Here is a 26,436-nt window from a genome sequence, read left to right on the forward strand (position 1 = left end):
CAGCACCCCGGCACGCACCCGCACCCACCTGTTCTCCCTCACCACGCAGCCCGCGCTCCCGTTCCACAAGAACCGCGGGCCACCCCCCTCAGGAGACCGCCATGAGCGACGAGAGTTCCTCCCTGAACAGCGGCCCGTCCGCAGCCTCCGCCGCGCCCTCCGGCCCCTCCCCGGTCGCGCCGCTCGCCGCGCGCGAGCGGCTGATGGCCGAACCCGGGCTCGGGGCCGGCAACTTCCTCGACCACGCCCTCGCCGTGAACCCCAACCGCGCGGTCCCCTTCGCCTACAGCCACCACCTCGACCACCGCGGCGCGGTGGTGCTGCGCGGCCACAGCCTGCAGGACCTCGCGGCCCTGCGCGACCGCTACGCCGCCTGGTACCACGCGAACGGCGTGCGCCCGGGCGAGCCGGTGGCGGTGGTGATCGCCGAGGGCCTGGAGCCGCTGCTGCACTTCCTCGCGCTGACCGCGCTGGGCGCCGTCCCGGCCCTGGTCAACGACGCCATGCGGCACGACGTGATGGTCCGCTACCTGAACCACGTCGGCGTGGTCGGCGTGGTCGCCGACGACACCACCCGCCTGGCCGCCGCGTACCGCCAGGACCCGCAGCGCCGCCCGAGGTTCATCGCGCTCGCCGCCGAGATCCAGGCCTTCGACGCGGACGCCTCCGGCGGCCTGCCCGCCGAGTACCCGTACCGGCACGCGGCGGACGACGTGGTCGCGCTGATCCACTCCTCCGGCACCACCGGCACGCCGAAGTCGACGATGCTGGCGCACCGGCAGTTCTGGGACGGGAAGCAGCCGCGGATGGTGCGCTTCCCGGCCGAGCCGGAGGACCGGCTGATGTCGCTGATGCCGCACACCCACGCCGGCGGCCTGAGCTACTTCCTCACCGCGACCCTGCTCGGACTGCCGACCGTGGTGATGGCGGACTGGCGGCGCTCGGTGGTCGAGCCGGTGATGGAGGCCTTCCGGCCCACCATGGTCGCCTCCTTCCCGCGCACCTTCGTCGAACTCGCCACCGGTGAGCTGCCGGTGGCGGGCGCGGCCAAGGTGCACTCCTGGTTCAACACCGGCGACAGCGCGCACTACGGGCACATCCGCCGACTGGTGCAGCTGGGCGAGCGCCCGGCCGGGCTGATCCGGCCCTGGCTGCTGCCGCAGGAGAAGGCCGAGCAACCCGCGCTGCCCGGTTCGCAGTTCGTCGACGGCCTGGGCTCCTCCGAGATGGGCATGGCGCTGTTCGGCCAGGTCACCACACCGGAGAGCGTCCGCAACGACCGCTGCGTCGGCAAGCCGCTCGAAGTGGTGCGCCGCGCGGCGGTGCTGGACCAGGACGGCAACGAACTGCCGGACGGCACGGTCGGGTTGCTCGCGATCGACTCGCCCTCGCGGACTCCCGGCTACTGGAACAACGCGCGGCTGACCGAGAGCTTCGAACTGGCCGGCTACTGGCTGACCGGGGACCTCGCCCGGCGCGACGCCGAGGGCCGGTTCTACCACCTGGACCGCACCGTGGACGTGATCGACACCTCGGCCGGGCCGGTCTACAGCCTGCCGGTCGAGGAGGTGCTGCTGGCGGACTGCGCCGAACTGGTCCGGGACTGCTCGGTGGTCGGTGTGCCGGGCGCCGCCGGGGAAGGGCAACGGCCCGTCGCCGTCGTCCAGTTGCAGCAGCAAGCGGAGTCCGTGACCGCCGAGGAGGTGCTGGAGGCCGCCAACAAGGCGCTGGCCGGGGCCGGACTGGCCGCGCTCGCCGCCGTCCGGATCGCCCGCACGGCGGCGGAGTTCCCGCTCGGGCCGACCGGCAAGGTGCTCAAGCGCGAACTGCGCACCCGCCTCGCCACCCTCTTCACCGCCCAGTAGCACGGGAATGACCGACCACCTCGTGTCCCCCGCGCGCACCGCGCCCGCCCCGGGACCACTACCGCCACTGGCGGCACCGACACCGTCGGCACCCGCCCCACCCCCGCAGCCGTACCAGTACGTCCGGACCCGGCTGGTGGAGCCGGACTGGCGCCGACTGCCCGGCTGGCGCGACGTCACCGAGGCGCAGTGGCGCGACGCCCAGTGGCAGCGCGCGCACTGCGTCAAGAACGCCCGCCAGCTCCGGGCGGTCGTCGGCGATCTGCTCACACCCGAGTTCTACGAGCAACTCGCCGCCGACCAGGCCGAGTTCGCGACCATGCCGATCCTGCTGCCACCGCAGCTGCTGAACACCATGGCCGCGCACACCCCCACCACCCCCGCGGCGTTCACCGCCGCGTTCCTGGCCGACCCGGTGCGCCGCTACATGCTGCCGGTGCTCGCCGACCGACACCCGCAGTGGCCCAGCCACCCGAAGGCCGAGCGCGACTCGCTGCACGAGGCCGAGATGTGGGTGGTCGAGGGCCTCACCCACCGCTACCCCACCAAGGTGCTGGCCGAACTGGTCTCCACCTGCCCGCAGTACTGCGGGCACTGCACCCGGATGGACCTCGTCGGCACCTCCACCCCTCAGGTCACCAAGGCCCGGCTGGTGCTGCGGCCGGCCCACCGGCAGGAGCAGATGCTCGACTACCTCAAGCGCACCCCGACCGTGCGCGACGTGGTGGTCTCCGGCGGCGACCTCGCCAATGTGCCGTGGCCGCAGCTGGAGTCCTTCCTGCTGCGGCTGCTGGAGCTGGAGTCGGTCCGCGACATCCGGCTCGCCAGCAAGGCGGTGGTCGGCCTGCCGCAGCACTGGCTCCAGCCGCAGGTCCTGGAGGGCGTGCACCGGGTCGCGACGGTCGCCGCCCGCCGCGCCGTCAACCTGGCCGTGCACACCCACGCCAACCATGTGCGCTCGGTGACCCCGCTGGTCGCCGAGGCGGCCCGGGCGCTGCTCGACGCGGGCGTGCGCGACGTGCGCAACCAGGGCGTGCTGATGCGGGGCGTCAACGACACACCGGAGGACCTGCTGGACCTCTGCTTCGCCCTCCAGGGCGAGGCGAACATCCTCCCCTACTACTTCTACCTCTGCGACATGATCCCCAACGCCGAGCACTGGCGCACCAGCGTCCACCGGGCCCAGTACCTCCAGGAGGCGATCATGGGCTACCTGCCCGGCTACGCCACCCCGCGCCTGGTCTGCGACGTGCCGCGGCTCGGTAAGCGCTGGGTGCACCAGGCCGTGGCGTACGACCGCGAACGCGGCATCTCGTACTGGACCAAGAACTACCGCACCGCGCTGGAGGTCCGCTCGGGCGGCGCCGCGCCGACCGGCGACGACCCGCTCGACCGCCGCCACCCCTACTACGACCCGGTGGACACCCTCCCCGAGTCCGGCCGCCGCTGGTGGACGGAGCGGGCCGCGCGCGCCGCGGCCACCGCACCGGCCCCGCAGGAAGGAGCAGCACGGTGACAACACCCGCCACCCCGAAGAACACCGGCCCGCAGCAGACCGGCCCCCAGGACCCGGGCCCGCTGCGCCGGATGTGCTGGATCTTCCCCGACCGCGAGTCGACCCGGACCACCGCGACGTGGCGGTACCTCTTCTGGGACCTCTACGAGGAGATCGCCGAGGAGCTCGGCCTCACCTGGTGCCGGCACTCGCCGGACGCCGTCACCGTGGACGCCACCGACCCGGCCCGCCCGGTGGTGTACGTCGACGAGGAGCCGGTGACCCCGCAGGACACCCTGTTCGTCACCGCGCTGTACTCGCTGCCGTACCAGTCGATGGACATCTTCAACCAGTACTCGCTGTACGCGGTGCTGGAGCAGGCCGGGTTCTACCTGCCGTTCCCGCCGTACGTCTCGCTGATCGGCAACGACAAGGTCGCCACCGTGCTGCACCTGGCCGACTCGCCGGTACCGCCGATCCCGTCGATCCGGATCGGCACCGGCCGGGACGTCGCCAAGCACCACTACGAGGTGGCGCTCGACCGGCTCACCTACCCGGCGATCGTCAAGCCCTCCGGCTGGTGCGGCGGCGGCGGGATCAACCTCGCCCGCGGCCCGGAGGACATCCGCGGCCTGGCCAGCCTCGCCCAGGGCGGCGACACCACCCTCGTCGCCCAGCCGTACCTGGGCGACGGCACCGTCGACTACCGGGTGTACGTGGTGGACGGCGAGCCGTACGCCGTGATGCGGCGGGTGCCGGAGGCCGGCTCGCCGGTGGCCAACGCCAGCCGGGGCGGGACGATGGAGTTCCCGCCGATCCCGCCCGAACTCGCCGAGGCCACCGCGTACTTCGCCGAGAAGCTGGCGATCCCGTTCTTCTGCGTGGACTTCCTGTACGACGGCGAGAAGTACTGGTTCTCGGAGCTGGAGCCGGACGGCGTGATCGCCCCGGACTTCACCGACCCGGACCGCTCGCTCCAGCGGGACATCACCCGGGCCCGGTTCACCGCCTACCGGGACGCCCACGCCAAGTGGCTCGCCAACGGCGCGCCGTCCGCGCCCCCCGGTCTCTTCACGCCCCTCGCGCACCGCGCCCCGACTGCTGCCCCGACGACCTCCGCCCCCCGATCGGAAACCCGATGACCGACGCGTTCTCCCTGCCGCCGGACGCGGCCGAACCGCGACTGACCGTCGCCGCCGCCACCCTGGAGCGGCTGCGGACGGTACCCGCGCTCGCCCCGCGCTACGCCGACCGCCCGGCGGCCGTCCGCACCCTGGAGGAGCTGGCCGCGCTGCCGCCGCTGCTCAAGGACGACCTGAACACCGCCCTCGCCCACCTGGAGCCGCGCTCCGACACGGCCGCCACCTGGCTGTTCCAGAGCGGCGGCTCCACCGGCGCGCCCAAGGTCGGCTACGCGCCGACCGGCTTCTACATGGCCGGGGTGCACGCCCACTGGCCGGTGCTCGACCGCGAGGACGTGTTCGCCAACGCCTGGGGCGCCGGCCGGATGTGGGGCGCGCACTTCCTGGCCGCCGCGCTGGCCGACCGGGCCGGCTGCCGGGTGATCGCGCTCGGCTCGATCACCCGCGAGGAGTACCCGGACTGGCTGGGCTTCCTCGCCGACCGCGGGGTGACGGCGATCGGCGGCACCCCGAGCGTGCTGCGGCTCTGGTTCGCGCACGCCCGCGCGGCCGGGCTGAAGCTGCCCTCGCTGCGCAAGGTGCTGTGGCTGGGCGAGGCCTGGCAGCCGCAGCTGGAGGAGGACCTCGCGGTGGTCGCGCCCGGGGCCCGCCGCTGGGGCATGTTCGGCTCCACCGAGACCTGGGTGGTCGGCACCAACACGCCCGACTGCCCGGCCGACACCTTCCACCCGCTGCCCACCCAGCTGGTGCACGCCGGGGCGGACGGGCTGCTGGACTTCACCACGCTCGACCCCGAGATGCTCAACCCGGTGCTGCGCTACCGCACCGGTGACGCGGGCGAGTTGACCACCTGCCCGTGCGGCCGGCCGGGCGCCGCGATGCGGGTGCTGGGTCGGCGGGACAACGTCGTCCAGGTACGCGGCCTCGGCCTGCACGTGGACGAGCTGGTCGCCCGGGCCGAGCGGGAGCCGGGCGTCTCCCGGGCCCAGGTGGTGGTCACCGAGGACGGCGGCCGGGCCACCGGGGTGGAGGTGCTACTGCTGGCCGACCCGGCCGCCGGGGTGGACCCGGCGGCGCTGCGGGCCGAGCTGCTGGCCGGGACGTTCACCCTCAGCACCGCGTTCCAGCACGACCCCGAGCACGTCACGGTCCGGGTGGTCGACGCGCTGGTCAGCAACGACCGCACCGGCAAGACGGCCTCCCTGGTGGTCCGCGCCGCCGAGCAGACCGAGAATGCCGCGAGCGCCGAGTCTGCGGACGCCACCGGGACCACCGAGGCCACCGGGGAGACCCCGTGAAGCTGCGAAAGCCGCAGGACCTCGGGCGCGGCTTCAACCTGTTCTGGGCCGGCCAGACCGTCAGCGTGGTCGGCGACCGGATCACCGTGTTCGTCGTCCCCACCCTGATGATCTTCGTCCTGCACGCCTCCGCCCTCCAGGTCGGCGTGGTGGCGATGGCCCAGTACCTCGGCATCCCGCTGCTGGGCCCGGTCGCCGGCGTGCTGGTGGACCGCTGGGACAAGCGCCGCACCATGCTGGTCTGCGACCTGCTCCGGCTGGCCGCCGTCCTGGTGATCCCGCTCGCGTACTGGCTGGACTACCTCTCCACCCCGCTGCTGTTCGGCTGTGTGGCCGTGATCAGCGGCGCCACCATCTTCTTCAACGTCGGCTACCTGATCGCCGTCCCCGCGGTGGTCCCCGAGGAGCGGATGGTGCGCGCCTACTCCCGGCTGGAGGGCAGCAACTCGGTCGCCGAGGTGGCCGGGCCCTCGATCGCCGCCGGCCTCTACAGCGCGCTCGGCGTCGGCGCCCTGGTGGTGGACGCCGCCAGCTACCTGATCTCCGCCACCTGCTTCCGCTACATGCAGCCCTGGGGCGAGCGCACGGTCGTCGAGGGCACCGTCTGGGAGCGGCTGACGGCCGGCTTCCGGATGAACTGGGCCGACCCGGTGCTGCGCCGGGTGGTGCTGGCCGCGGTCACGCTCAACTCCGGCGGGCCGATCTTCGTCACGGTGCTGCCCGTGCTCGCCTACCGGGGCCTGGACTTCTCGGTCGGCCAGTTCGGCGCCGCCATGTCGGTCGGCGCGGTCGGCGCGCTCACCGGCGCCGTGGTCGCCCCCAGGATCAGCCAACGGCTGGGCCTGGGCCGCACCCTGGCCTGGTCGCTGCTGCTGCACTGCCTGGTCGGGCTGGGCGTGCTGGCCGCGCCCGCGCTGCCCGCCGTCCTGGTGATCGCGGTGACCATGGGCTGCTACGGCTTCTTCATGTCCTGCATCAACGTGTGCAGCGCACCCACCCGGCAGTCCCGGATGTCCGCCGAGCACCAGGGCGTGATGCACGCGGCGTTCCGCACCGTCACCTGGGGCGTGATCCCGCTCGCCGCGCTGGTCGGCGGCCTCGCCGTGTCGGCGCTCACCGATCCGCTGGGGATCCTGGACGCGGCGCGCTGGGTGATGGCCGGCGGCACCCTGCTGGCCGCCTGCTCCTTCCTGCCCGCCCTCGGCATCCAGTCCCGGCTGGACGCCGCCGCCCGCGAGGCGGAGCAGCGGCCGGCCGAGCCCGAGTCCGAGTCCGAGACCGAGCTGACGGAGAGCGCGCCGTGAGCGCCGCTCCGGCGGGCGAGGTCCTGCTCGTCACCGGCTGCTCCTCCGGCATCGGCCTGGCCACCGCCGTGGCCGCCGCCCGGGCCGGGTTCACCACCGTGGCCACCCTGCGCGACCCGGACCGCGCCGACGACCTGCGGAAGGCCGCCGGGGAGGCCGGGGTCGAGCTGGACGTCCGCCGGCTCGACGTCACCGACGCTGCCTCGGTCGCCGCCTGCGTCGACGGCGTGGCCGCGACCCACGGGCGGCTGGACGCGGTGGTCAACAACGCCGGCGTCTCCAACTTCGACCCCACGTTGGAGATGTCCACCGACGCCGCACTGCGGGCCAATCTGGAGGTGAACTTCTTCGGCGTGATCGCCGTCAGCCGCGCCGCCCTGCCGCTGCTGCGCGCCTCCGGCGGCCGGCTGGTCACCATCGGCAGTGTGCACGGCGTGGTCGGCCAGCCGTTCAACGAGGCCTACTGCGCCGCCAAGGCCGCCGTCGAGGGGTTCATGGAGAGCCTCGCCCCGGTGGCCGGCGCGCACGGCGTGCGGGTCTCCGTCGTCGTCCCCGGCTTCGTGCCGGACACCCGGTTCGGGATCTTCCCCGACATCGACCGCCGCACCATCGGGGCGGCCTCCGGGCCCTACGCGCCGACCTTCGAGGACTACCTCGCCTGGGTCGGCGGCCAGGGCTGGGAGGCCGCCGGACAGCCGGCCCGGGAGGTGGCCGAGGTCGTGGTGCGAACGCTGCGCGCCGAGCGTCCCGCCTTCCGGGTGCCCACCAACGCCTGGGCCGCCGACTACCTGGCGCAGAAGCTCGCCGACCCGGACGGCTCGGCCGTCCAGACCCTCGCCCGCACCTGGATCGGCCGCCCCGACTCCAGCTGATCTACCGTCAGGAGCCTTGCCGTGCCCGCCAAACCCCTGCCCGAACTGATCGACTTCGCCCGCCGCAACTCCCCCTTCTACGCCGACCTCTACCGGGACCTGCCGGAGCGGGTCGAACACCTCGCGCAGCTCCCGCTGATCGAGCAGACCGCGTTCTGGGCCGCCAACTCCTGGCCGGACAACCGCCTGCTGACCGGGCCGCTGCTCGACGGCGGCGTCTACAAGACCGGCGGCACCACCGGTGTCCCCAAGTTCTCCCCCTGGTCGCGCACCGAGCACGCCGACTCGGTCACCGCCTTCGGCGCGGGCCTCGTCCAGGCCGGACTCAAGCCAGGGCACCGGGTCGCCAACCTGTTCTGGGCCGGCGAGCTCTACGGCGGCTTCCTCTACATCGAGAACGCCCTGCACCACGCCCCGGTGGACAACGTCCGGCTGCCCGTCGGCGCCGCGCCGGACGCGTACATCGCCGGGCTGATCAACGACTTCGGCGTGGACGTGCTGGCCGGCGAGCCGATGAAGCTCAGCTCGGTCGCCGAGTACCTGGTCAAGCACGGACAGGTCGCCGAGCGGATCGAACTCCTGCTGTTCGGCGGGGACCTGCTCTTCGCCGACCTGCGGCCGATCCTCTCCCGCGCGTTCCCCAACGCGGCCGTCGCCTCGATCGGCTACGCCTCGGTGGACGCCGGCCTGGTCGGCGCGCCGGTGCCCGGCGAGGACGTCCGGGTGCACGAGGCCTTCCCGAACCGGACGGTGGTGGAGCTGGTCGACGACGCGACCGGCGCGCCGATCACCGAACTCGGGGTGCCCGGCCGGGTGGTGGTCACCAACCTGTTCCGCACCCTGATGCCGATCCTGCGCTACCCGACCGGCGACCGGGCCGAGTGGGTCGACCTGGAGCGCGGCCGGTTCCGGCTGGTCGGGCGCTCGGTCGAGGGCGCCCGGGTGGGCACCGTGGCGATGCCGACCGAGGAGATCCGCGCCGTCCTGCTCGCCCACGACCCGGACCAGGTGATCTCCGGGATGCAGATGGTGCAGCGCCGCTGGGACGGCAAGGACGGGCTGGTCCTGCGGCTCGGGTACACCGAGGAGCCGCCGGCCGGTCTGGCCGAGCAGCTGGTCGAGGCGGTGTACCGGGCCCGGCCGCTCTACCCGGACGATGTGGCGGCCGGGGTGATCCACGACCTGGAGGTGGAGTGGGTGCCCCGCGCCGAGCTGGTCACCAACCCGCGCACCGGCAAGCTCCAGCAGGTCGTGGACGAGCGCCCGCCGGCGTGACGCGTCCGTGGGCCGGGGGGAATCCGCTCCCCCCGGCCCACCCCGCTCCTCAGGCCGTGTGCGGCTGTCCGGCCAGCATCACGCTCTGGCCCCGGAATTCCGCGATCACCTTTTCGGCCGCATTCCGCACCGTCACGTCGTAAATGCCGGTGCGCCCGGAACGGGTGCGTTCCACCGCCTCCGCCACCAGTTCGTCCCCGACCGCCGCCGGTGCCAGGAAAGTCACCTGCGCGGCCTGCGCCACCGTCACCGGGCCGTAGCTGTTGCAGGCGTAGGAGAACGCCGCGTCGGCGAGCAGGAACAGGTAGCCGCCGTGCGCGATGCCGTGCCCGTTCACCATCGCCGGGGCCACCGTCATCCGCATCGACGCCCGTCCGGTGGACACCTCCTCCAGCGTGATCCCGAGGCCCTGGCAGGCCAGGTCGCGCTCGTACAGGGCGGCCATCCGGGAATTGGGCACCGCGCCGGCCGCCACCGCTCCCGCCGCCACCCCGCCGGAGGCCGCGGACCCGGCCGAATTCGCCGAACCCGCCGAACCCGCTGAATCCTCGACGGCCACGGTGTCCACGCTCATGACGCCCTGCTTTCCCCGGGAACAGCCCGAAACGGTCGGTCGGTGTGCCGTGCGTGCGTATTGCACCCGCATTACACCGAGGCCCGTGACGGGCTGTCAACGGTCTCCCGACGGGAACGGAAAGTCCGTCAGGAGAACTCAGAGCAGCCGCTTGATGTCCCCCCGCGCCCGGTAGAACGAGCCGCTGCCGGACTCCAGCACCTCCGCCACCAGGTACCGCGCACCGGGCACCCGGATGTCCTTCGGGAACTGCACCCGGCGGGTCGCGTCGTAACCCGGCGAGACCACCCGCACCCGCAGCCGGGCGCCGTCCTGCACGCACTCCACCTCGATGCCGCCCGCGGCGCCCGCCGAACCGACCACCACCGACTCGATCTCCGCGCCGGCCACCGCCGCCGTCCAGCCGCTGCCGTCCACCTCGGCGGCCTGCGGCAGCCGGCCCTCCTCGGCGGCGCGCACCGCCGTCTCGCTCGCGTCCAGGCAGACCAGCGAACCGTCCGTGGTCACCAGGTACAGCCGGCCGTCGCGGTACTGCATGCTGTACGCCGAGCCGCAGCCGGTGCCGAGCTTCCACAGCCGGGTGCCGTCGGCGTCGAAGCAGTACACCGAGGAGTGGTTGTCGCCCGCGAAGACGTACCGGCCGTCGGGCGAGGCCGCGCAGGAGAACACCGCGGCGTCGCAGCGGTAGCGGGCCGCCTCCGAACCGTCCGCCTTGCGCAGCCGGTGCACCGAGCCGCGCGAGGTGCCGGCGAACACCTCCTCCCGCTCCTGCCAGCCGAACAGCACCTCGCCGTCGGTGCGGGTGTGCCAGACCGGGGCGCCGCCGCGCGCCGCGTACCGGCTCACACCGCGCGAATGGCCGTGGTACACACCGTCGTTGTCGCAGCGCACCATCCAGCCGTCGCTGCCGTCCGCCGAGCGCCGCCACTGGAACTCGTCCTCGTGGTCGACGGTGGTGATCCCGCCGCGCGCGTCGGCCACGCCGAGCACGCCGTCGTGGATGTCCAGCCAGTAGATGTCGACGTCCTCGGCTATCTCGTACGCCACCCGCGGCACCTTGCCGCCCAGGTCGTACACCTTGCCGTTGTCGCAGCCCGCGTAGATCCACCAGTCGTCCGCGACGATGCACTTGACGCCGTCCGGCAGCCCGTAGCGGCCGGTCACCGCGCCGTCGTGGGTCAGCGTGTAGACGTCGCCGCGCTCGTTGCCCACCCAGGCGTGCTCCTCGCCGACGAAGATGCCGAACGCCGCCGCGCCGGAGTTGAACCGCCACAGCACCGGGGCCTGCCGGGCCGTCGAACGGGTGCTGACGATCGCCCGCCGCGTCACCGCCCGCCGCTCGCGCACCCCGCGCACCGCCGGGGCGTAGCCCTTGCGGACCTTCTCGCCGATCTTCTTGGCGGCCGCCGACGCGGCCTTCTCCGGCGTGGGGTAGGCGGTGGTCTTGGTCTGGCCGCTCTCGCCGATCCGCCCGTAGGTGATGGTGACGTCCACGCCGGCCACCAGGACCTCGTAGAACTTGTGCGCGCTGCCGCTGTCCTCGGACAGCTCCAGGTACGTCGACTGCGTGTCGGTGGCAGTGGCTGACATGGCGTGGGCCCCTTCCGGGCACGGGCGTGACGGGGTGTTCCGGCGCTGCGGGCGCGGTGCCCGGCGACACCTCAGAACCTAGCCCCCGGCACCGACAGTGCCCGCTGCGGGCCCGCCCGCTCCCCGACCGCCGCCACCGGCGCAGGCCGCAGAACACCGGACGGTGACGAACCACCCGGCCCCGCACCGGCCCCGCACGGCCCGGACGCCCCCGCGGTCTGCCCGAACGGACCTTCCGCAGCCGCCCCCGCTCTGACAGCATCGTCCGCTATCCGGTCACCAGGGGCCGGGATCGGCGACCGCCCGCAGGGACGGGCGCAGGGGGCGGGGAGAACGCGGATGCAGGGCCCGGCGGCAGCAACCACCGCACCCCCGGTGCGCACCGAGCACCGGCCCGCCCGGTGGGTCCGCACCCGGCTGCGGGCCGCACCCTGGACGGCGCTGCTCAACGGCGTGCTGGTGTTCGTGGTGGTACTGCTCTCCGCCGGGCTCCCCCGGGGTGTCGACCGCGGCGAGGACGCCGCCCTGCGCGACTTCCTGCGCGATCGCGGCATCGGCGCGACCAGCCTGGTCAGCCGCTCCGACCTTCGCCCGCCCGCACCGGCGGGGAGTTCCGCGTCTCGGCGAGCGGACCGGTGTTCGGCGTGCGGGGCATTCGCACGAAGGTCCTCGGCAATCCGCAGCTGTCGCGGCCCGACGGCCCGTCCCCGGTCCTGGAACTGCGCCACCTGGCCGGGCTCTCCGAGCACGCCACCCTGGTCGAGGGCCGCTGGCCGACCGCCGCCCCCGGCCGGCCGCTGCCGATCGTGGTCGCGGAACAGACGGCCGAGAAGCTCAACATCCGGGTCGGCGACGTGCTGACGGAGGAACGCCAGCCCGGCATGAAGCGCTCGCCGGACACCGAGGTGGTCGGCACCTTCCGGGTGAACGACGAGAGCGACCCGTACTGGACCGACCTCTACTGCCTGCGTCGGCCCTGCCTGGAGATCCCGAAGACCTTCGAGTGGCTCCGCTTCTGGAGTGCGGTCGGCCTGACCGGCGGCGACGAACTGCCCCGGCTGATGGAGTGGGCCCAGGGCGGTGAGCTCTCCTGGCGGCTGCCCGTCGACCCGGCGTCGCTGCGCGCCGACCGGCTGCCCGACGCCGCCCACGAACTCGCGAGCTACCTGAGCGGTCCCACCGCCGCCGACCTGGCGGCCGCCACCGGCCGCACCGACCTGCGCACCTTCTCCTCACTGCCGGACCTCTTCGCGCTGGCCACCGCCCGGCGGGACGCCGCCGCCCCGCTGGCGGCGCTCGGCCCGGCCGGGCTGGCCGGCGTCGTCACCGTCGTCCTGTGCCTGGCCGCCGCGCTGGCCGCCGACCGGCGCGGCCCCGAACTCCTGCTGCTCCAGGCCCGCGGCGGCTCCCGCCGGGACCTGCTGCGACGGCTGCTCGGCGAGGGCGCCACCGTCGTCCTGCCCGGCGCCGCCCTCGGGACCCTGCTCGCCCTCCTGCTGCTGCCCACCCCCCGCTGGGGCGCCGCGCTGTTCGCGGCGGTGACGGCCGTCCTGTGCGCGCTGCTGGCCTTCCCGGCCCGGGCCCTGATGCTGCTGACCCCCCGCCGGGCCGTCCGGCGCGACGGCGCGCGACGGCTCGTCGGCGAACTCGGCCTGCTCCTGCTGACGGCCGCCGCGGTGGTCGAGGTCCGCCGGCGCGGCGCCGCCCCACCCGGGGCCGGGATCGACCCGCTGCTGGTCGCCGCCCCGCTGCTGATCGCCCTCTGCACCGGCCTACTGCTGGCCCGGATCCAGCCGCCGCTGATCGGCGCCCTCGCCCGCGCGGTCGGCCGGCGGCGCGGCGCCGTCGGCTTCCTCGGACTGGCCGGTGCGGCACGCGGCGCGGGCGGGCGGCCGCGCCCGGCCGTCCTGCCGACGCTCGCGCTGCTGCTCGCCGTCACCACCGCCGGGTTCGGCGCCGACGTGATCGAGGCGGTCGACTCCGGCCGGGCCCGCGAGGCCCGCCTGGCCACCGGCGGCGACGTCATGGTGAGCGCCCCCAAGGGCTTCGGCCTGGCCGACTCCTTCGCCGAGCGGGCCGACCGGCTGCCCGGCGTCCGGGCCTCCACCAATGTCACCCTGCTCACCGACGCGGCCGTACTGCGCCCGGGCGAACGCCACCTCACCATCAGCCTGGTGGTCGTCGACCCGACGGCCTACGCGGAGATCTCCCGGTCCGTCGGGCGCGGCGCCTTCGACCCGGCACTGCTGGCCGCCCCCGACGGCCCGACCGGACCGGACGCGCGCGAAGTCCCCGTCCCCGCCCTGTACTCGCGCGGACTGGTCGAGCAACTCGGCGGCCGGGCCGGGGCGGAGCGGATCTACCTGACCAGCACCGGCGAACTGCGCGCCCAGTACGCGGGCACGATCGACGCCACCCCGGCGCTGCGCGGCTCCACCCACCCGTTCATCGTCCTCCCGGCCGGGCCCGCCACCGCCCGGGTGCCCGGACTGGGGGACCACGGCCACTGGTTCGCCGTCGGCGACATCGACGAGACGGCCGTCCGGTCGCTGACCCGTGACCTGCCCGTGCACCCGATCGTCGCGGACACCGCGCGGCGGACCGGCATCCCGGTCGTCGGCCCGAACCCCGGCGACATCCCGGACGGCTACCTGGTGAAGACCAGTACCGCGCTCACCGCCGAACTCACCGAGGACCCGCTGCGGCAGGCCGCCGTCCTGGTGTTCCGCGTCGGAACCGCCGGCGCGGGCGCGTTCGCCCTGCTCGCCGCCCTGCTCACGCTGGTCCGGGCCGCCCCCGACCGGTCCGCCGCGCTGGCCCGGCTGCGCACCATGGGGCTGCGCCCCCGTCAGGGGCTGGCGCTGATCCTGGTCGAGACCCTGCCGCAGACGCTGCTCGCGGCGACCGGCGGCCTGCTCGCCTCCCTCGCCGCCGTCGTCCTGCTCGGCCCGGCGCTCGACCTGTCCGCCCTGCTCGGCACCGACGTCCCGCCCGGCCTGCCGCTCCGCCTCGGCGCCGTCCTCCCCCCGGCGCTGGCGCTGACCGCCCTGGTCACGGCCGGTGTGCTCGCCGAGGCCCTGATCGCCGGCCGCCGCCAGATCGCCAAGGAGCTCCGGGCCGGCGACACGGTCTGAGGGCCCGGCGGGCCCCGGGAACGCGCAAGCACGGCGCCACTGACGGACGGTCGGGCACAGTCCCTCCGCAGCACGCGGCCGCCCGACCGCCCGACCGCCCGACTGCTCAGCCGGCCTGCGGGCGGAGCGTGGCCAGGTAGGCCGCCGTCAGCTCCGGCGTCGCCAGCCAGGCCGCGTGGTCGGCGGGTTCGGCATAGGTGTTGGCCAGCCGGCGGGCCACCGGCTCGTGCTCGGCCGCCGCGGCGAACACCCCCTGGAGGTGCTCCGGCATCGTCAGCAGGTCCGCCGTCAGCGCCACCCCGTGGCGGGCGTGCCGCTGCCAGAAGCCCTCGAACAGCTCCGTCATCCACTCCGCCGTGAACGGCCCGTCGCCCCGCCCGACGATCGCCCGCAGGTACGTCTCGGCCGCCCGCGCCGCGCTGTTGGCGCCCTGGCCGGTGATCGGGTCGTTGACCACCAGCGCGTCCCCGATCCCCAGCACCGCCGCCCCGCCGGCCGGCCGCGCCACCGGGTGCCGCACCACCGGGGTCAGCGCGCCGTACAGCGACGCGCCCGCGTCCGTCGGTTCGGCCGCCGCCCACAGCGCCGCCTCCCACGGCAGGTACTCCGCCATCAACTCCCGCATCCGGCGCAGCTGTTCGGCACCCGTCGGGCGATCGCCGAAACAGTCGAACGCGCTCCCGGGCACCGCCTCCCACAGCAGGATGTCGCACGGCCCCGAGCGGGTGAGGGCCGGCTGGAGGTACAACTCCCCCACCCCGGGCACCGCGTGCATCCGTGCCCGGGGGCCGGCCGCCGGATCGGGCGCGCCCACGCCGTGCGCGTACAGCGCGGCCAGCCGCCGCTGCGGGGCGTCGAAGGGCGAGCGGGCCGCGTCCCGCGCGAAGATCCCGGCCAGCTCGCCCCGACCAACCGCGACCAGCGTCAGTTCGTGCGCCGCCGCCAACGCGCCCAGCCCGGCCCGGTCCAGCTCCCGGTACTCGACCCGCCCGCCGCGCTCCTCGACCAGCTCCAGCCAGCGCGCCATCTTGATCCGCTGGTCCACCGACTGCGCCGGCTCGTCCAGCGTCATGGTGAACTCCAGTGCCCGCAGGCCGGGTTCGGGCACCAGCACGGCGTCCACCGACCGCACCTGCGGCGCCTCCCCCGCCCACAGGTCCAGCCCGGCCGCCCGCTCCACCCGCAAGGCCGGACCGAACATCGCCTGGGTCGACAGCACCGGCCCCGCCCGCAACTCCCCCGCCGTCCGGCCGGACACCACCGTCACCTCGTACCCACCGGCCGCCAGCAGCCCCAAGGCCACCTGCAACCCCGCCTGCCCCGCCCCGACGATCGCAACCCGACGCATCCCGCACCTCCGTGCCGACGACGAACGAAGGAGGTGATGCTACGTCAGTTCAGGTCCTGCGAGTCCCGCACCGGGCCGCCGAGCCGCCATCACCCTCAACTCCCGGGCGCGGCCCCCGCGGAACTCTCCCGCACCACCAGCTCCGCCGCCAGCTCCACCCCCTCCGCCCCGACCGGGGCATCGGAGCGCAACTGGGCCAGCAGGCGGGTGACGACCGTGGTGGCGATGGTCCGCAGGGGGAGCCGCATCGAGGTCAGCGGCGGGTGGAGGTGGCGGGCCAGGGGGGTGTCGTGGAAGCCGGTGACGGCGAGGTCGCGGCCGACCTGGAGGCCCTCCGCGCGGGCGGCCTCGTAGATGTCGAGGGCGGCGAGGTCGTTGTCGGTGGCGAGGGCGGTCGGCCGGTCCGGCTCGCGCAGCAGGGCGCGGAGGCCGCCGGCGGGGGGTGCCGGGGCGAGGGAGAGACCGAGGCGGGCGGCCTCGTGGTGGAAGCCCTCGCGGCGGGCGGCGAGCCACGGCAGGGCGGTGGCCGCGCCGACGAAGGCGACCCGACGGTGGCCGCGGGCGGCGAGGTGGCGGGCGACCTCGGCGGTGGCGGCCGCGTTGTCGATGTCGGCCCAGTGCTGCGGGAGGCCGGGCCCGGTGCGGCCGAAGGCGGCGAAGGGGATGCCGACCCGGGCGGCGTGGGCGGCGCGGGGGTCGTCGGGGAGGACGTCGGCGAGGACCAGGCCGTCGACCTGGCGGGCCGCCACCACGCCGTCGATCACCGCCCGGACGTCCTGCTCCCCCGCCGCCGGGCGGAGGAGCAGCACGTGGTGGCCGACGGCCCCGGCCGCGTCGACGAGGGCTTCGAGGAAGCCCGCCATCAGCGGGTTGGGGTCGAAGGGGTCGTCGACCGGGGCGAGGTAGCCGATGGTGCGGCGCTCGCCGGTGCGCAGCGACCGGGCGGACTGGTCGGGCCGGTACCCGAGCCGCTCGATCGCCGCGTTGACCCGGGCGAGGGTGTCGGGGCGGACCCGGTGCGGGGCGTTGAGTGCGTTGGAGACGGTCTGCCGGGACACCTCGGCCGCCTGGGCCACGTCCGCGATGGTGGTGACGCGGCGCGCGGGGCGTGCTCCCGGGGTGGTCATCGGTTCTCCTTCACATGGGTGCCGCCCCGCCGGGCGCCGGCCGTCAGACCCGGCGCAGGGTCAGCAGGCCGCCCCGGGGGACGTCGACGAGGCCGCCGTCCAGGTGGACGGTCGAGGTGCCGACGGTCCGGCCGCGGGCGTCCTGGACGGTTGCCTCGGCGGTGCCCCGGCCGCCGGTGAGGCGGACCCCGGGGTCGGCGTCGGCGTTGGCGACCAGCAGCGTACGCCACTCGCCGGCGGCGTCCGTGCCGGTGGCGACGGGCAGCGCCGCGTACCGGGCGACGACGGTGGTGCCGTCGCCGATCGCGCCGATCATCGGGTAGCCGAGGTCGGGCCGGGCCGGCCGGAACTCGCCGAGCTGCAGGGTGTCGACGTGGGCACGGGAGACACCGAGCCAGAAGGCGAGCGTCTCGCGCTGCGCGGGGCTCTGGACGGCGAGGTCGACGGAGATCTGCGGCACGCCGAACAGGACGTTGATCAGGTGGCAGGCGATCTGCTCGACCGGTTCGGTGGGGTGCCACATCAGCATGTCGGAGTGGACCGCGAGCGGTCCGGCGATCAGCCGGGTGTCGACGACGCGCTGCCGGTTCTCCTGCGCGCTGAGCGGGCAGTCGACGGCCCGGACCATGGTGGCGTAGGGCCACAGGCCGGGGCTGACGTAGGGCTGGCGGTGCTCGATCATCGACTCGGGCGCGGCGGCGACGGTCCGGCGGCGGATCTCGGCGAGCAGCAGGTGCAGGCCCTCGTCGACGGTGGCGCAGTCGGCCTCGGGTCCGGCGGCGGGCGGGTCCTGGACGCCGAACCAGTCGATGAAGTCGACCTTGAGCCCGTCCATGCCCCACTCCTCGACGGCCCGGGCGAGCCGGTCGACCAGGTGGGCGCGGACGGCCGGGTACCGGGGGTCGACGACGACGGCGCCCATGTGGGCGGCGTCGACCAGGGCGAACCGGCTCAGCTCGGCCCAGGCGGCGCTGTCCTTCCCGATGAACGGCAGCGCGTACCAGAGCATGTACTGCACGCCGAGGTCGTGCACGCGGGCGACGTGGGCGGCGGTGTCGGGCAGCGAGTGGGGTTCCCAGTCGCCGCAGTGGGCGTAGCCGCGGGTGCGGTCGGTGGTCATCCAGCCGTCGTCGACGATGATCGTGTCGAGGCCGAGCTCCTTGCCGAGCGCGGCCTGCCGTTCGACGGTCTCCGGGGTGATGTTCTGGTGCAGCGCGTACCAGGTGGAGTAGGCGGGGAGGCGGGCGGCGTCGGGGACGTGGACCGGGCGGCCCCCGGCCCACCAGTCGGCGAGTTCGGCGAGGCTGCGGCCGAAGTGGCGGCCGGAGGTGTCGATGCGGACGGTGAGGCGGCCGGCGGCCTGGACCCAGAACCGGAACTCGCCGGTCTCCTCGACGACGCCGCCGCTGGCGAGGGCCTCCTCGCGGTCGGCGGCGAAGGCGCAGACGGTGGTGTCGCCGGTGCCGACGAGGGCGGCGACGGGGGCGCCGCGGGAGAGGCCGGTGCGGCGCGGGGCGCTCCAGGAGGCGGGCAGCCAGCCGGTGCCGCGCGGGTCGGGGGTCCAGAAGGAGGTGACGTCGACGCAGGGGGTGCGCCACTCGATCCGGACGTCCCCGGTCCCGTCCTGGGGTCTTCTGCGGTGACCTCGATGACGCCCTCGGCGAGGACGTTCACGCTCGCTGTCCCGGCGACCAGCAGCTCCAGCCGTCCGGCGGCGGGGCCGGGCAGGTCCACCGGGCGGGGGCGCGCGGTGGTGGCGGGGGCGTGGGGTTCCCAGATCTCGTCGCTGGTGTCCGTCATGGTTCGGTTCAGCCCTTCGTGGCACCGGCCAGCAGGCCGGAGATGAACTGCCGCTGGAGGACCAGGAAGAGGACCATCATCGGCAGGGTGGATATCGCGGTTCCGGCGAGGATCGAGCCGTAGTCGGTGTTGGCCTTCATGCCCTGGAGGGTGGCGAGGGCGACCGGCAGGGTGTGCATGTCGGTGCTGCGCAGGGCGATCAGCGGCCAGACGAAGCTGTTCCAGGAGCCGAGGAAGAGGAAGATGCCCAGTGCGGCGAGCACCGGCCGCATGACCGGTACCACGATGCCGAACAGCACCCGCAGTTCGCCGGCGCCGTCGACCCGGGCGGCGTCGAGCAGTTCGTCCGGCATGGCGCTGAGGGACTGCCGCATCAGGAAGATCGCGAACGGCACGCACAGGCCGGGCAGGATCAGCGCCTGGTAGCTGTCGAGCAGCCCGAAGGACATCATCATCTTGAACATCGGGACGAGCATCACCTGGTCCGGCACGACCAGGGTCGACAGCAGCACGGCGAACAGCACCGTGCGGCCCCGGAACCGGAACTTGGCGAAGGCGTACCCGGCCAGCAGTGCCACGACGAGCCCGCCGAGGGTCTGCAGGCCGGACACCAGCAGCGAGTTGAGCAGGACCCGGACGAGGCCGACCCGGTCCTGGAGGTGCCCGATGTTGTCGCCCAGGTGGGAGCCGGGCAGCAGCTTCGGCGGCCAGGAGAAGATCTCGCCGTCACTGCGGGTGGCGGCGATCACCAGCCAGTAGAACGGGGCGATCGACAGCCCGGTGACGGCGGCGAGCACCAGGGTGATCGGCCAGCCGCGCAGTCGGCGCCAGAGGCTCGGGCCGGTCGGCGCCGGTACGGCGGGCGGGGCCGCCGGGCCCGGCGCGACGGGCTCGACGGAGGTGGCGGCAGAGGTCATTCGCGTTCTCCCATCAGGCGCATCTGGGCCGCGCCGAGCACCGAGACGAGCAGGGTGAGCGCGTAGGCGATGGCGGAGGCGTAGCCGAAGTCGAAGTAGCGGAAGCCGTTGTCGTACAGGTACATCGAGACCGTGAGGGTCGCGCTGTCGGGGCCGCCGCGGGTCAGGACGTAGGGCTCGTCGAAGAGTTGGAGGGTGCCGATGGTGGAGAGCACCACGGTGAACAGCAGCACGGGCCGCAGCGCGGGCAGGGTGACCGAGCGGAACCGGCGCACCGGTCCGGCGCCGTCGACCATGGCCGCCTCGTACAGCTCCTTGGGGATGCCCTGCAGGCCGGCCAGGTAGATGACGGCGTTGTAGCCGGTGTAGTGCCAGGTCAGCACGAGGACGACAGCCATCCGGGCCCAGAAGCCGTCGCCGAACCAGTCGATGGTCGGCAGGCCGATCGAGTCCAGGAGGTTGTTGACCGCACCGTCCTTGGTGTTGAGGAGGAAGGAGAACAGGATGCCGGTGGCGACCAGTCCGGTGACGGTGGGCATGAAGACGCCGAGCCGCCACACGGTGCGCCAGCGGACGAACGCCGCGTTGAGGCCGACCGCCAGCAGGAGGGCGAGCGCGAGCATCACCGGGACCTGCACGACCAGGATCCGGGCGGTGTTGCCGAGCGCGGTCCAGAACTGCGGGTCGTGCAGCAGCCGTTCGTAGTTGGAGAGGCCGGCGCTGTGGGTGACGCTGCCGGAGCCGGCGGTCAGCGACAGCAGCAGCGAGGAGATGATCGGGTAGGCCTTGAAGACCCCGAAGAGGATCAGCGCAGGCGCGAGCAGCAGGTAGGGCACGGCCCGGCGGCGGAGCCTGGCGCGCCGGACGGCGGCCGGGCGGACCGCCGCCGGGGCGGCCGGCCGGGTGGCCGGAGGAGCGGCGGCCGTCACTTGATCTTGCGCCCGGTCTGCTGGGCCAGCTGCTTGGCCGCGTCCTGGAGCGCCTCGGCCGGGTCGCCGCCCTTGACCAGGACCTTGGTCTGGGCGTCGCTGACCAGCTTGAGGGCGCGGGCGTAGTCGCCGGAGTAGTTGGTGGCGTCGCCGCCCTCGGAGAGCAGGTCGGTGAAGGTCTTCAGGACCGGCTGGCCGCCGTAGTAGGCGCTCGGCTCGCTGTAGATCGGGTCCTGGTAGGCGGCGGTGAGCGCCGGGAAGACGCTGCCGGCCTTGAACATGGCGTTGACCGAGTCGGCCCGGGTGAGCGCGTACTCGACGAACTTCCAGGCGGCGGCGCGGCGGGGGCTGGAGCCGGCGACGGCCAGGTGGGTGGTGTTCACGATGGCGGTGCGCTTGCCGCCGGGGGTGACGGCCGGCGGCCGGGTGAGCCGCCAGTTGCCGCTCAGGTCGGGGAACTTGGTCTCGATGTAGTGCGCGGCCCAGGAGGGCTGCGGGCCGGCGCCGAGCTGGCTGTCCTTCATCTGGGTGCGCCAGGCGGTGGAGCCGGGCGTCTCGATGACGAGGCCGGCGTCGTTGAGGCGCTTGACCAGGGTGAGGGCGCGGACGCACTCGGGCGAGGTCAGGGTGATGTCGCCCTTGAGGTCGAAGAAGAACGCGCCCTGCTGCTGCATCAGGGACTGCAGGAAGTCGACGTCGGGGCCGGGGGTGCCGGGCTTGTTGATGCCGAGCACGCCGACGCCGGGGTTGGCCGCCTTGAAGGCGTCGGCGCCGGCGATCACGTCGTCCCAGGTCTCGAACGTGGTCGGGTCGAGCTTGGCCCGGTCGAACATGTCCTTGCGGTAGAAGAAGCCCTGGGCGTTGACCTCCCAGGGGAGGGCGCGGGCCTTGCCGTCCTTGTCGGTGACGACCGGCCACAGGCCCTTGGCGAACTTGTCCTTGTGGGCGTCGGCGCCGAGGGCGGAGAGGTCGGCGAGGCCGTTGGGGAACTTCTCCAGGTAGCCGGGCAGGTAGTCGCAGCCGATGTGCAGGACGTCGGCCAGGCCCTGGCCGCCGGCCGCCAGGCCGACGGTGATCTTGTCCCAGATGGCCGGGTTGCCGACGTCCTGGACGTCGACCTTGATGCCCGGATTGTCCTTCTCGAAGGCGGGCACGACGCCGCGCAGGGCGTCGGCGGCGCTGGTCCAGGACCAGACGGTGATGGTGCCGGTGGCGGCGTCCCCACCGGAGGAGCCGGAGCCGTTGGAGCCGCCGCAGGCAGCGAGGGCGCCGCCGGCGGTGAGGGTGAGCAGGCCGGCGCCGGAGGCGCGCAGCAGGTCGCGACGGGAGAGGTGTGACATGGCATGCCCTTCTGAGGGGGTGGACGTCGAGCGGGACGGGGTGGGACGTCGGTGGTGCCAGGTGGTGCATGCGGGGTGGTGCGTCGTGGCGCTCGGTGGAGCGTCGTGGTGCGGGTGGTGCTCGGTGGTCCGGGTGGTACCGGGTTCGTGGTGGTACCGGCTGCGGGGTGCGCGGTGGTACCGGGTGCACGGTGGTGCGGGGTGCCGGCCGCCCCGCCCGAAGGCGGGGACGGCCGGGCGCGGGGCGTCCGCTCAGGCGGTGCGGGCGCCCCGCCGTACGTGGGCGAGCGTCTCGCCGAGCAGCTCGGCGGTCCCGGGGTCGGTGCTCGCGTGCGGGGAGAGCCGGATCCAGCCGGCCCGCAGGGTGGTGGACAGGCCGGCGGCGGTCAGCGCGCGGTGGACGGCGGCGGGCTCGGCGCCGGGCAGTCGCAGCCGGGCGATCCCGCTGCCGTGGGCGGCCGGGTCGCCGGCGCCGCGGTAGGAGCCGTAGGGGGCGTCCGCCGTCGGGCCGCCGCCGGTCTCGGCGCCCGCGGCGCGGGCCGCGGCGAGCAGTCCGCCGAGCACCTCGCCGATCCGGGCCTCGATCCGGCCGGTGCCCTCCTCCCGCACCAGGGCGAGCGCGGCGCCCAGGGCGGCGACGGCGGGGCCGTCGGGGTTGGTGAGGGTGTGGGCGACGGCGCCGGGCCGGGGCGGGCAGGGGTGGACGGGCGCGTCGATCGGGTCGACCACGCCGGACCAGCCGCTGAGGCCGGGCCCGATCCGGTCGGCGATCCGGTCGCGGACCATCAGGACGGCCGCGCCCCAGCCGGCCCGGAGCCACTTCTGGCCGCCGGAGGCGAGCACGTCGGCCGCGTCGGCGGCGAACTCCACGGCGCCGAGGGCCTGGACGGCGTCGACCACCAGGATCCGGTCCGGCCCGATCAGTTCCTTGATCGCGGCCAGTGGCGCCCGGTAGCCGGTCGCGGCGTCGACGGCGCAGACGGCGACGGCGCGCACCTGGTCGTCCAGGTGCTCCCGGACCAGGTCGGCGGTGACCGGGCCTTCGAGCAGGCGGACCGTCAGTCCGCCGTTGTCGGCGGCGCGCAGCCACGGGTAGACGGCGCCGGGGAAGTCGTTCCGCGCCACCAGCACGGTCCCGTCCGGGGCGGATCCGCCGGCGGTGCCGCCCGACGCGGCACCGCCGACGGTCCTCGGGCCACCGGCGGCTCCCGCACCGGCGCCGACCGCGTGGGCGGCGGCGAAGAGCCCGTGCGAGGTGGAGCCGACGAAGGCGATCTCGTGCGGCGCGCAGCCCAGCAGCCCGCCGGCCGTCCGGGCCGCCGCCGCGGTGTCCGCGTCGAGGCTCTCGAGCGCGTCCCAGCCGTGCCGGTGGAGCCGGTCGGCCTCGCGGAGCAGCACCCGGCGGACCGGGTCCGACACCGGCCCGAAGCGGGCGAAGTCCAGGTAGCCGAACGGCTCGGCGAACTTCTTCAGGTACTCGGGCATGACCTTTCCTTGGTCGGGCGGGCGCAGCGATTTGAACGTTCAAATCCCACACAAACGAACAGAACCGATCAACCTTCAACGAGCGGAGGCCAGCAAACGCCCCCGGTCGATTCCCCGTCAAGACCCTGCGCGCCACCGACCCCCGGTCGAGACCCTCTCGTTACCGGCGGCCGATCTGCCCTCCCACCAGCCCTTGCGCAATGCAATTTGACATTACTATTTTACTGGTCAGTGAGTCGAGAGATCATCATCGTTTCCCTCGGCGTCACCGAACCCCCGCGCGGTCCGGGCGGCCCCGGCGCCCCCCACGGCTCCGAACCCCCAGCACGCCCCGCCCCGCGCACCCCCCACATGCTCAACTGGAGCTCCTGTGCCCACCACCCCCCGCCTGCGCTCGGTCCTGCTCTCCGCAGCCCTCGCAGCCACCCTCGCCGCCCCGCTCGTCCAGAGCGCCCAGGCCGTCACACCCCCCGCCGCCTCCGGGCGGACCACCGACCCGGCCGCCGCTTTCGGCGGGACCACCGCCCACCCGGCCGGCCCGACGGGCGACATCGCCCACGGCAGCAGCACCACCGGCGCCCCCGGTCCCGAGGGGGCGCCGGGCAACGAAGCGCTCCAGCCCACCACGGACGCCACCCGGCCGGCCGCCGACCCGTCCACCCCCACCGCCCAGGCCGCCCCGACCGCCGCCGACGCCGCCGCGGCCTGCTCGCTCGCCTCCTTCACCGCCCTCTCCCCGGCCGCCCTGGCCGACTTCCTCGCCGACCGCTCGCACAGCTACGAGGGCTGTCTGCGCCCGCTGCTGGTCGACTGGAGCCCCGAGCTCGCCAAGGTGCTGACCCCGGCCCACGTGCGCGCCGTCGCCGACCGGATCACCGCCCTCTCCCCCGGCTTCGACAGCGCCAACAACCGCAACCAGCAGGAACTCTGGTACTACCTGCACGTCGCGGTCTACTTCGACTACGGCCACCGCGAGTTCGACCTCAACGACGACGCCACCGCGGCCGCGATCGACCGCGCGATCACCGCCTACACCGCCAACCCCCGCGCGTTCGACCAGACCAGCGCCGCCGGCTACACCATGGGCGAGCTGATCCAGACCTCCACCGCCCCCAAGCTGCGCCCCGGCCGACTGCCGCTCCTGGAGCGGGTGCTGCGCCAGTACGCCACCCCCGGCACGGCGTACATCGGCGACCGGGGCTGGAACTGGGCCCTCCAGGCCGCGCTCCAGCTCAACTTCCAGGGCGTCAACAACGTCGCCGAGGACGGCGGCGCCTTCCGCGCCGCGGCCGTCGCCAACCCGGGCTACCGGCAGGCGATCCGCGCCTTCTCCGGCTACGCCCACCTCAAGGGCACCGATACCGAGTGGGCCGTCGGCGACGCCATGAACGAGTACGCCCGGTACACCCTGGTGGACTCGCTCAAGGACGGGATCAAGGCCGAGATCGGCGGCGTGGTCACCACCGTCCAGAACAACTTCGGCCGCCTCAGCCGCCCTTGGCTCAACCTGGCCGTCCCGCTCAACGAGTTCGGCCTCTGCGGCCAGTACGGGGCCTGCCGGGCCGAGCTGGTCCAGCAGTTCTTCCCGAACACCTACACCTACGACAACGGCACCCTGGTCATCCGCACCGCCCTCGACCGGGCCACCGCCGACCAGCTGTACTACGCCACCAAGCAGGTCAAGGCCCAGTTCTTCCGGGTCGTCGGCACCGACCGGCCGCTCGCCGACGACACCCACCCCACCCTCACGGTGCAGCTGTACGACACCAAGACGAACTACCGCTCGCTCCAGTACCTGCTGTTCGGGATCGGCGACGTCGAGAACGGCGGCATGTTCATCGAGGAGAACTCCACCTTCTACACCTACCAGCGGACCACCGCCGAGTCGTACTTCAGCCTGGAGGAGCTCTTCCGGCACGAGTACACCCACTACCTGAACGCCCGTTGGGCGATCCCGGAGTCCGGCTACACCACCCGCTGGCCCGGCTCCGCCACCTTCGCGATGAACGAGGGCACCGCCGAGTACTTCGCCGGCTCCACCTCCAAGGACGGCGTCAAGGCCCGCAAGTACATGGTCCGCCAGATCGCCCAGGAAGGCGCCTCCGGCACACCGCGCCTGACGGTCGATCAGATCCTGCACGCCAGCTGGGAGAGCCTCGGCTTCCGCGTCTACCCCTACGCGGCCACCTTCTTCAACCTGCTCGGCGAGCGCCACCCCGACCAGCTCGCCGAGATGTACCGGCTGCTGCGCGCCGACGACGTCACCGGCTACAACGCCTGGCGCGACCGCCTCGGCCGGGACGCCGCCCTCCAGCGCGAGTACAACGCCTTCCTGGACGCCGAGATCCCGCTCGCCGACAACCTCTACGTGCCGGTCACCACCTACACGCCGAACAGCCGGCTCACCTACGCCTGGGCCTCCGAGGTCCAGGACGCCTTCGCCCGCGCCACCCAGAACACCCCGGTCTGCAAGGACAACGCCGACTGGAACAACACCATGCGGTTCACCTGCACCGGCCGGATGACCGCCAACCTCACCAACACCCTCGACGCCGGCAAGGTCCGCGCGGACATGGCCGCCACCGTCGACTACTACCTGCTCACCCGCGGCGGCGCCGCCGCCAACAACCTCGCCGACATGAACTGCTGGTTCGGCCAGGTCGAGGTCTGGCCCACCGGCCGCGCCGGCAGCGCCGACTACACCTGTGAGGGCCCGCTGCGCCGGTAGCACCTCTCCCCCGCACGGGCGGGGCGGTGCCCGACCGGCCCGCCCCGCCGCACCCCGCCGTGCCCCGCCACGCCCTGCACGCCCCGAACGGCCCCGGACCACCGTCCGGGGCCGTTCGGCGTTCCCGGAGGGCGTCCCGTTCGGCGCCCCGTCGGCCGTCACGCGCCGACCGGCCGCGGCCGAGCCCAGCGACCGAACCCAGCGACCGAGCCC

The 26,436-nt window shown here is 74.1% G+C and carries 18 protein-coding genes; 9 read left to right on the forward strand and 9 right to left on the reverse strand.

Going from position 1 to position 26,436, the window contains the following annotated elements; translation table 11 throughout:
- Window positions 1-101 precede the first annotated feature (101 nt).
- The 7 genes from VR45_RS09835 to VR45_RS09865 are packed head-to-tail and all read left to right on the forward strand — an operon-like array spanning window position 102 to window position 9,251.
- On the forward strand, window positions 102-1,865 hold the full coding sequence (locus VR45_RS09835) for a class I adenylate-forming enzyme family protein (RefSeq protein WP_052708973.1): 1,764 nt from the start codon (window positions 102-104) through the stop codon (window positions 1,863-1,865).
- 7 nt (window positions 1,866-1,872) lie between these two features.
- Window positions 1,873-3,381 carry a lysine 2,3-aminomutase gene (locus tag VR45_RS09840; protein ID WP_234325907.1) on the forward strand — a complete coding sequence of 503 codons (1,509 nt, stop codon included), beginning with the start codon at window positions 1,873-1,875 and terminating at the stop codon, window positions 3,379-3,381.
- The gene (locus tag VR45_RS09845; protein WP_045939298.1) at window positions 3,378-4,502 is read left to right on the forward strand and encodes a hypothetical protein; all 1,125 of its coding nucleotides are present in this window, start codon (window positions 3,378-3,380) and stop codon (window positions 4,500-4,502) included. Before VR45_RS09840 ends, VR45_RS09845 begins: the two co-directional genes overlap by 4 nt.
- On the forward strand, window positions 4,499-5,800 hold the full coding sequence (locus VR45_RS09850; protein WP_045939299.1) for an AMP-binding protein: 1,302 nt from the start codon (window positions 4,499-4,501) through the stop codon (window positions 5,798-5,800). Before VR45_RS09845 ends, VR45_RS09850 begins: the two co-directional genes overlap by 4 nt.
- Window positions 5,797-7,104, forward strand: a complete 1,308-nt coding sequence (locus VR45_RS09855) for an MFS transporter (RefSeq protein WP_045939300.1) — start codon at window positions 5,797-5,799, stop codon at window positions 7,102-7,104. Before VR45_RS09850 ends, VR45_RS09855 begins: the two co-directional genes overlap by 4 nt.
- Entirely contained in the window at window positions 7,101-7,976 is an 876-nt protein-coding gene (locus tag VR45_RS09860; protein ID WP_045939301.1) for an SDR family NAD(P)-dependent oxidoreductase, read from the forward strand. Before VR45_RS09855 ends, VR45_RS09860 begins: the two co-directional genes overlap by 4 nt.
- 21 nt (window positions 7,977-7,997) lie before the next feature.
- Window positions 7,998-9,251, forward strand: coding sequence for a phenylacetate--CoA ligase family protein (locus VR45_RS09865; protein WP_045939302.1), 1,254 nt, complete (start codon window positions 7,998-8,000; stop codon window positions 9,249-9,251).
- Between the two features lie 49 nt (window positions 9,252-9,300).
- On the opposite strand, the gene paaI is transcribed toward VR45_RS09865, so the two are convergent.
- Window positions 9,301-9,825, reverse strand: a complete 525-nt coding sequence (paaI, locus tag VR45_RS09870; protein ID WP_078896378.1) for a hydroxyphenylacetyl-CoA thioesterase PaaI — start codon at window positions 9,823-9,825, stop codon at window positions 9,301-9,303.
- A 138-nt stretch (window positions 9,826-9,963) separates the two neighbouring features.
- Complete coding sequence (locus tag VR45_RS09875) at window positions 9,964-11,415, reverse strand: WGR domain-containing protein (protein WP_045939303.1); 1,452 nt, start codon at window positions 11,413-11,415, stop codon at window positions 9,964-9,966.
- A 644-nt stretch (window positions 11,416-12,059) separates the two neighbouring features.
- Between VR45_RS09875 and VR45_RS09880 the strand changes: the two genes are divergently transcribed.
- Window positions 12,060-14,549: a hypothetical protein gene (locus tag VR45_RS09880; protein WP_159394161.1), complete on the forward strand. Its 2,490-nt coding sequence runs from the start codon at window positions 12,060-12,062 to the stop codon at window positions 14,547-14,549.
- Window positions 14,550-14,655: 106 nt separating this feature from the next.
- On the opposite strand, the gene VR45_RS09885 is transcribed toward VR45_RS09880, so the two are convergent.
- From VR45_RS09885 to VR45_RS09915, 7 genes are all read right to left on the reverse strand, one after another.
- Complete coding sequence (locus VR45_RS09885; protein ID WP_045939305.1) at window positions 14,656-15,897, reverse strand: styrene monooxygenase/indole monooxygenase family protein; 1,242 nt, start codon at window positions 15,895-15,897, stop codon at window positions 14,656-14,658.
- A gap of 95 nt (window positions 15,898-15,992) precedes the next feature.
- Window positions 15,993-17,024: a LacI family DNA-binding transcriptional regulator gene (locus VR45_RS09890; RefSeq protein WP_045939306.1), complete on the reverse strand. Its 1,032-nt coding sequence runs from the start codon at window positions 17,022-17,024 to the stop codon at window positions 15,993-15,995.
- 43 nt (window positions 17,025-17,067) lie between these two features.
- The gene (locus VR45_RS09895) at window positions 17,068-18,849 is read right to left on the reverse strand and encodes a glycoside hydrolase family 36 protein (RefSeq protein ID WP_063772445.1); all 1,782 of its coding nucleotides are present in this window, start codon (window positions 18,847-18,849) and stop codon (window positions 17,068-17,070) included.
- Window positions 18,833-19,741: a carbohydrate ABC transporter permease gene (locus tag VR45_RS09900; RefSeq protein ID WP_078896380.1), complete on the reverse strand. Its 909-nt coding sequence runs from the start codon at window positions 19,739-19,741 to the stop codon at window positions 18,833-18,835. Before VR45_RS09900 ends, VR45_RS09895 begins: the two co-directional genes overlap by 17 nt.
- Window positions 19,738-20,670 (reverse strand): sugar ABC transporter permease, encoded by a 933-nt coding sequence (locus VR45_RS09905; protein ID WP_045939307.1) that lies wholly within the window; start codon window positions 20,668-20,670, stop codon window positions 19,738-19,740. The genes VR45_RS09900 and VR45_RS09905 overlap by 4 nt, the downstream gene beginning before the upstream one ends.
- Complete coding sequence (locus VR45_RS09910; RefSeq protein ID WP_045939308.1) at window positions 20,667-22,010, reverse strand: extracellular solute-binding protein; 1,344 nt, start codon at window positions 22,008-22,010, stop codon at window positions 20,667-20,669. The genes VR45_RS09905 and VR45_RS09910 overlap by 4 nt, the downstream gene beginning before the upstream one ends.
- Window positions 22,011-22,262: 252 nt before the next feature.
- On the reverse strand, window positions 22,263-23,495 hold the full coding sequence (locus VR45_RS09915; RefSeq protein WP_045939309.1) for an aminotransferase class V-fold PLP-dependent enzyme: 1,233 nt from the start codon (window positions 23,493-23,495) through the stop codon (window positions 22,263-22,265).
- Window positions 23,496-23,865: 370 nt separating this feature from the next.
- On the opposite strand from VR45_RS09915, the gene VR45_RS09920 reads away from it, so the two are divergent.
- Window positions 23,866-26,223, forward strand: coding sequence for a collagenase (locus VR45_RS09920; protein WP_045939310.1), 2,358 nt, complete (start codon window positions 23,866-23,868; stop codon window positions 26,221-26,223).
- Window positions 26,224-26,436 lie beyond the last annotated feature (213 nt).

The organism is Streptomyces sp. NRRL S-495 (assembly GCF_000966955.1).
Taxonomy (GTDB): domain Bacteria; phylum Actinomycetota; class Actinomycetes; order Streptomycetales; family Streptomycetaceae; genus Kitasatospora; species Kitasatospora purpeofusca.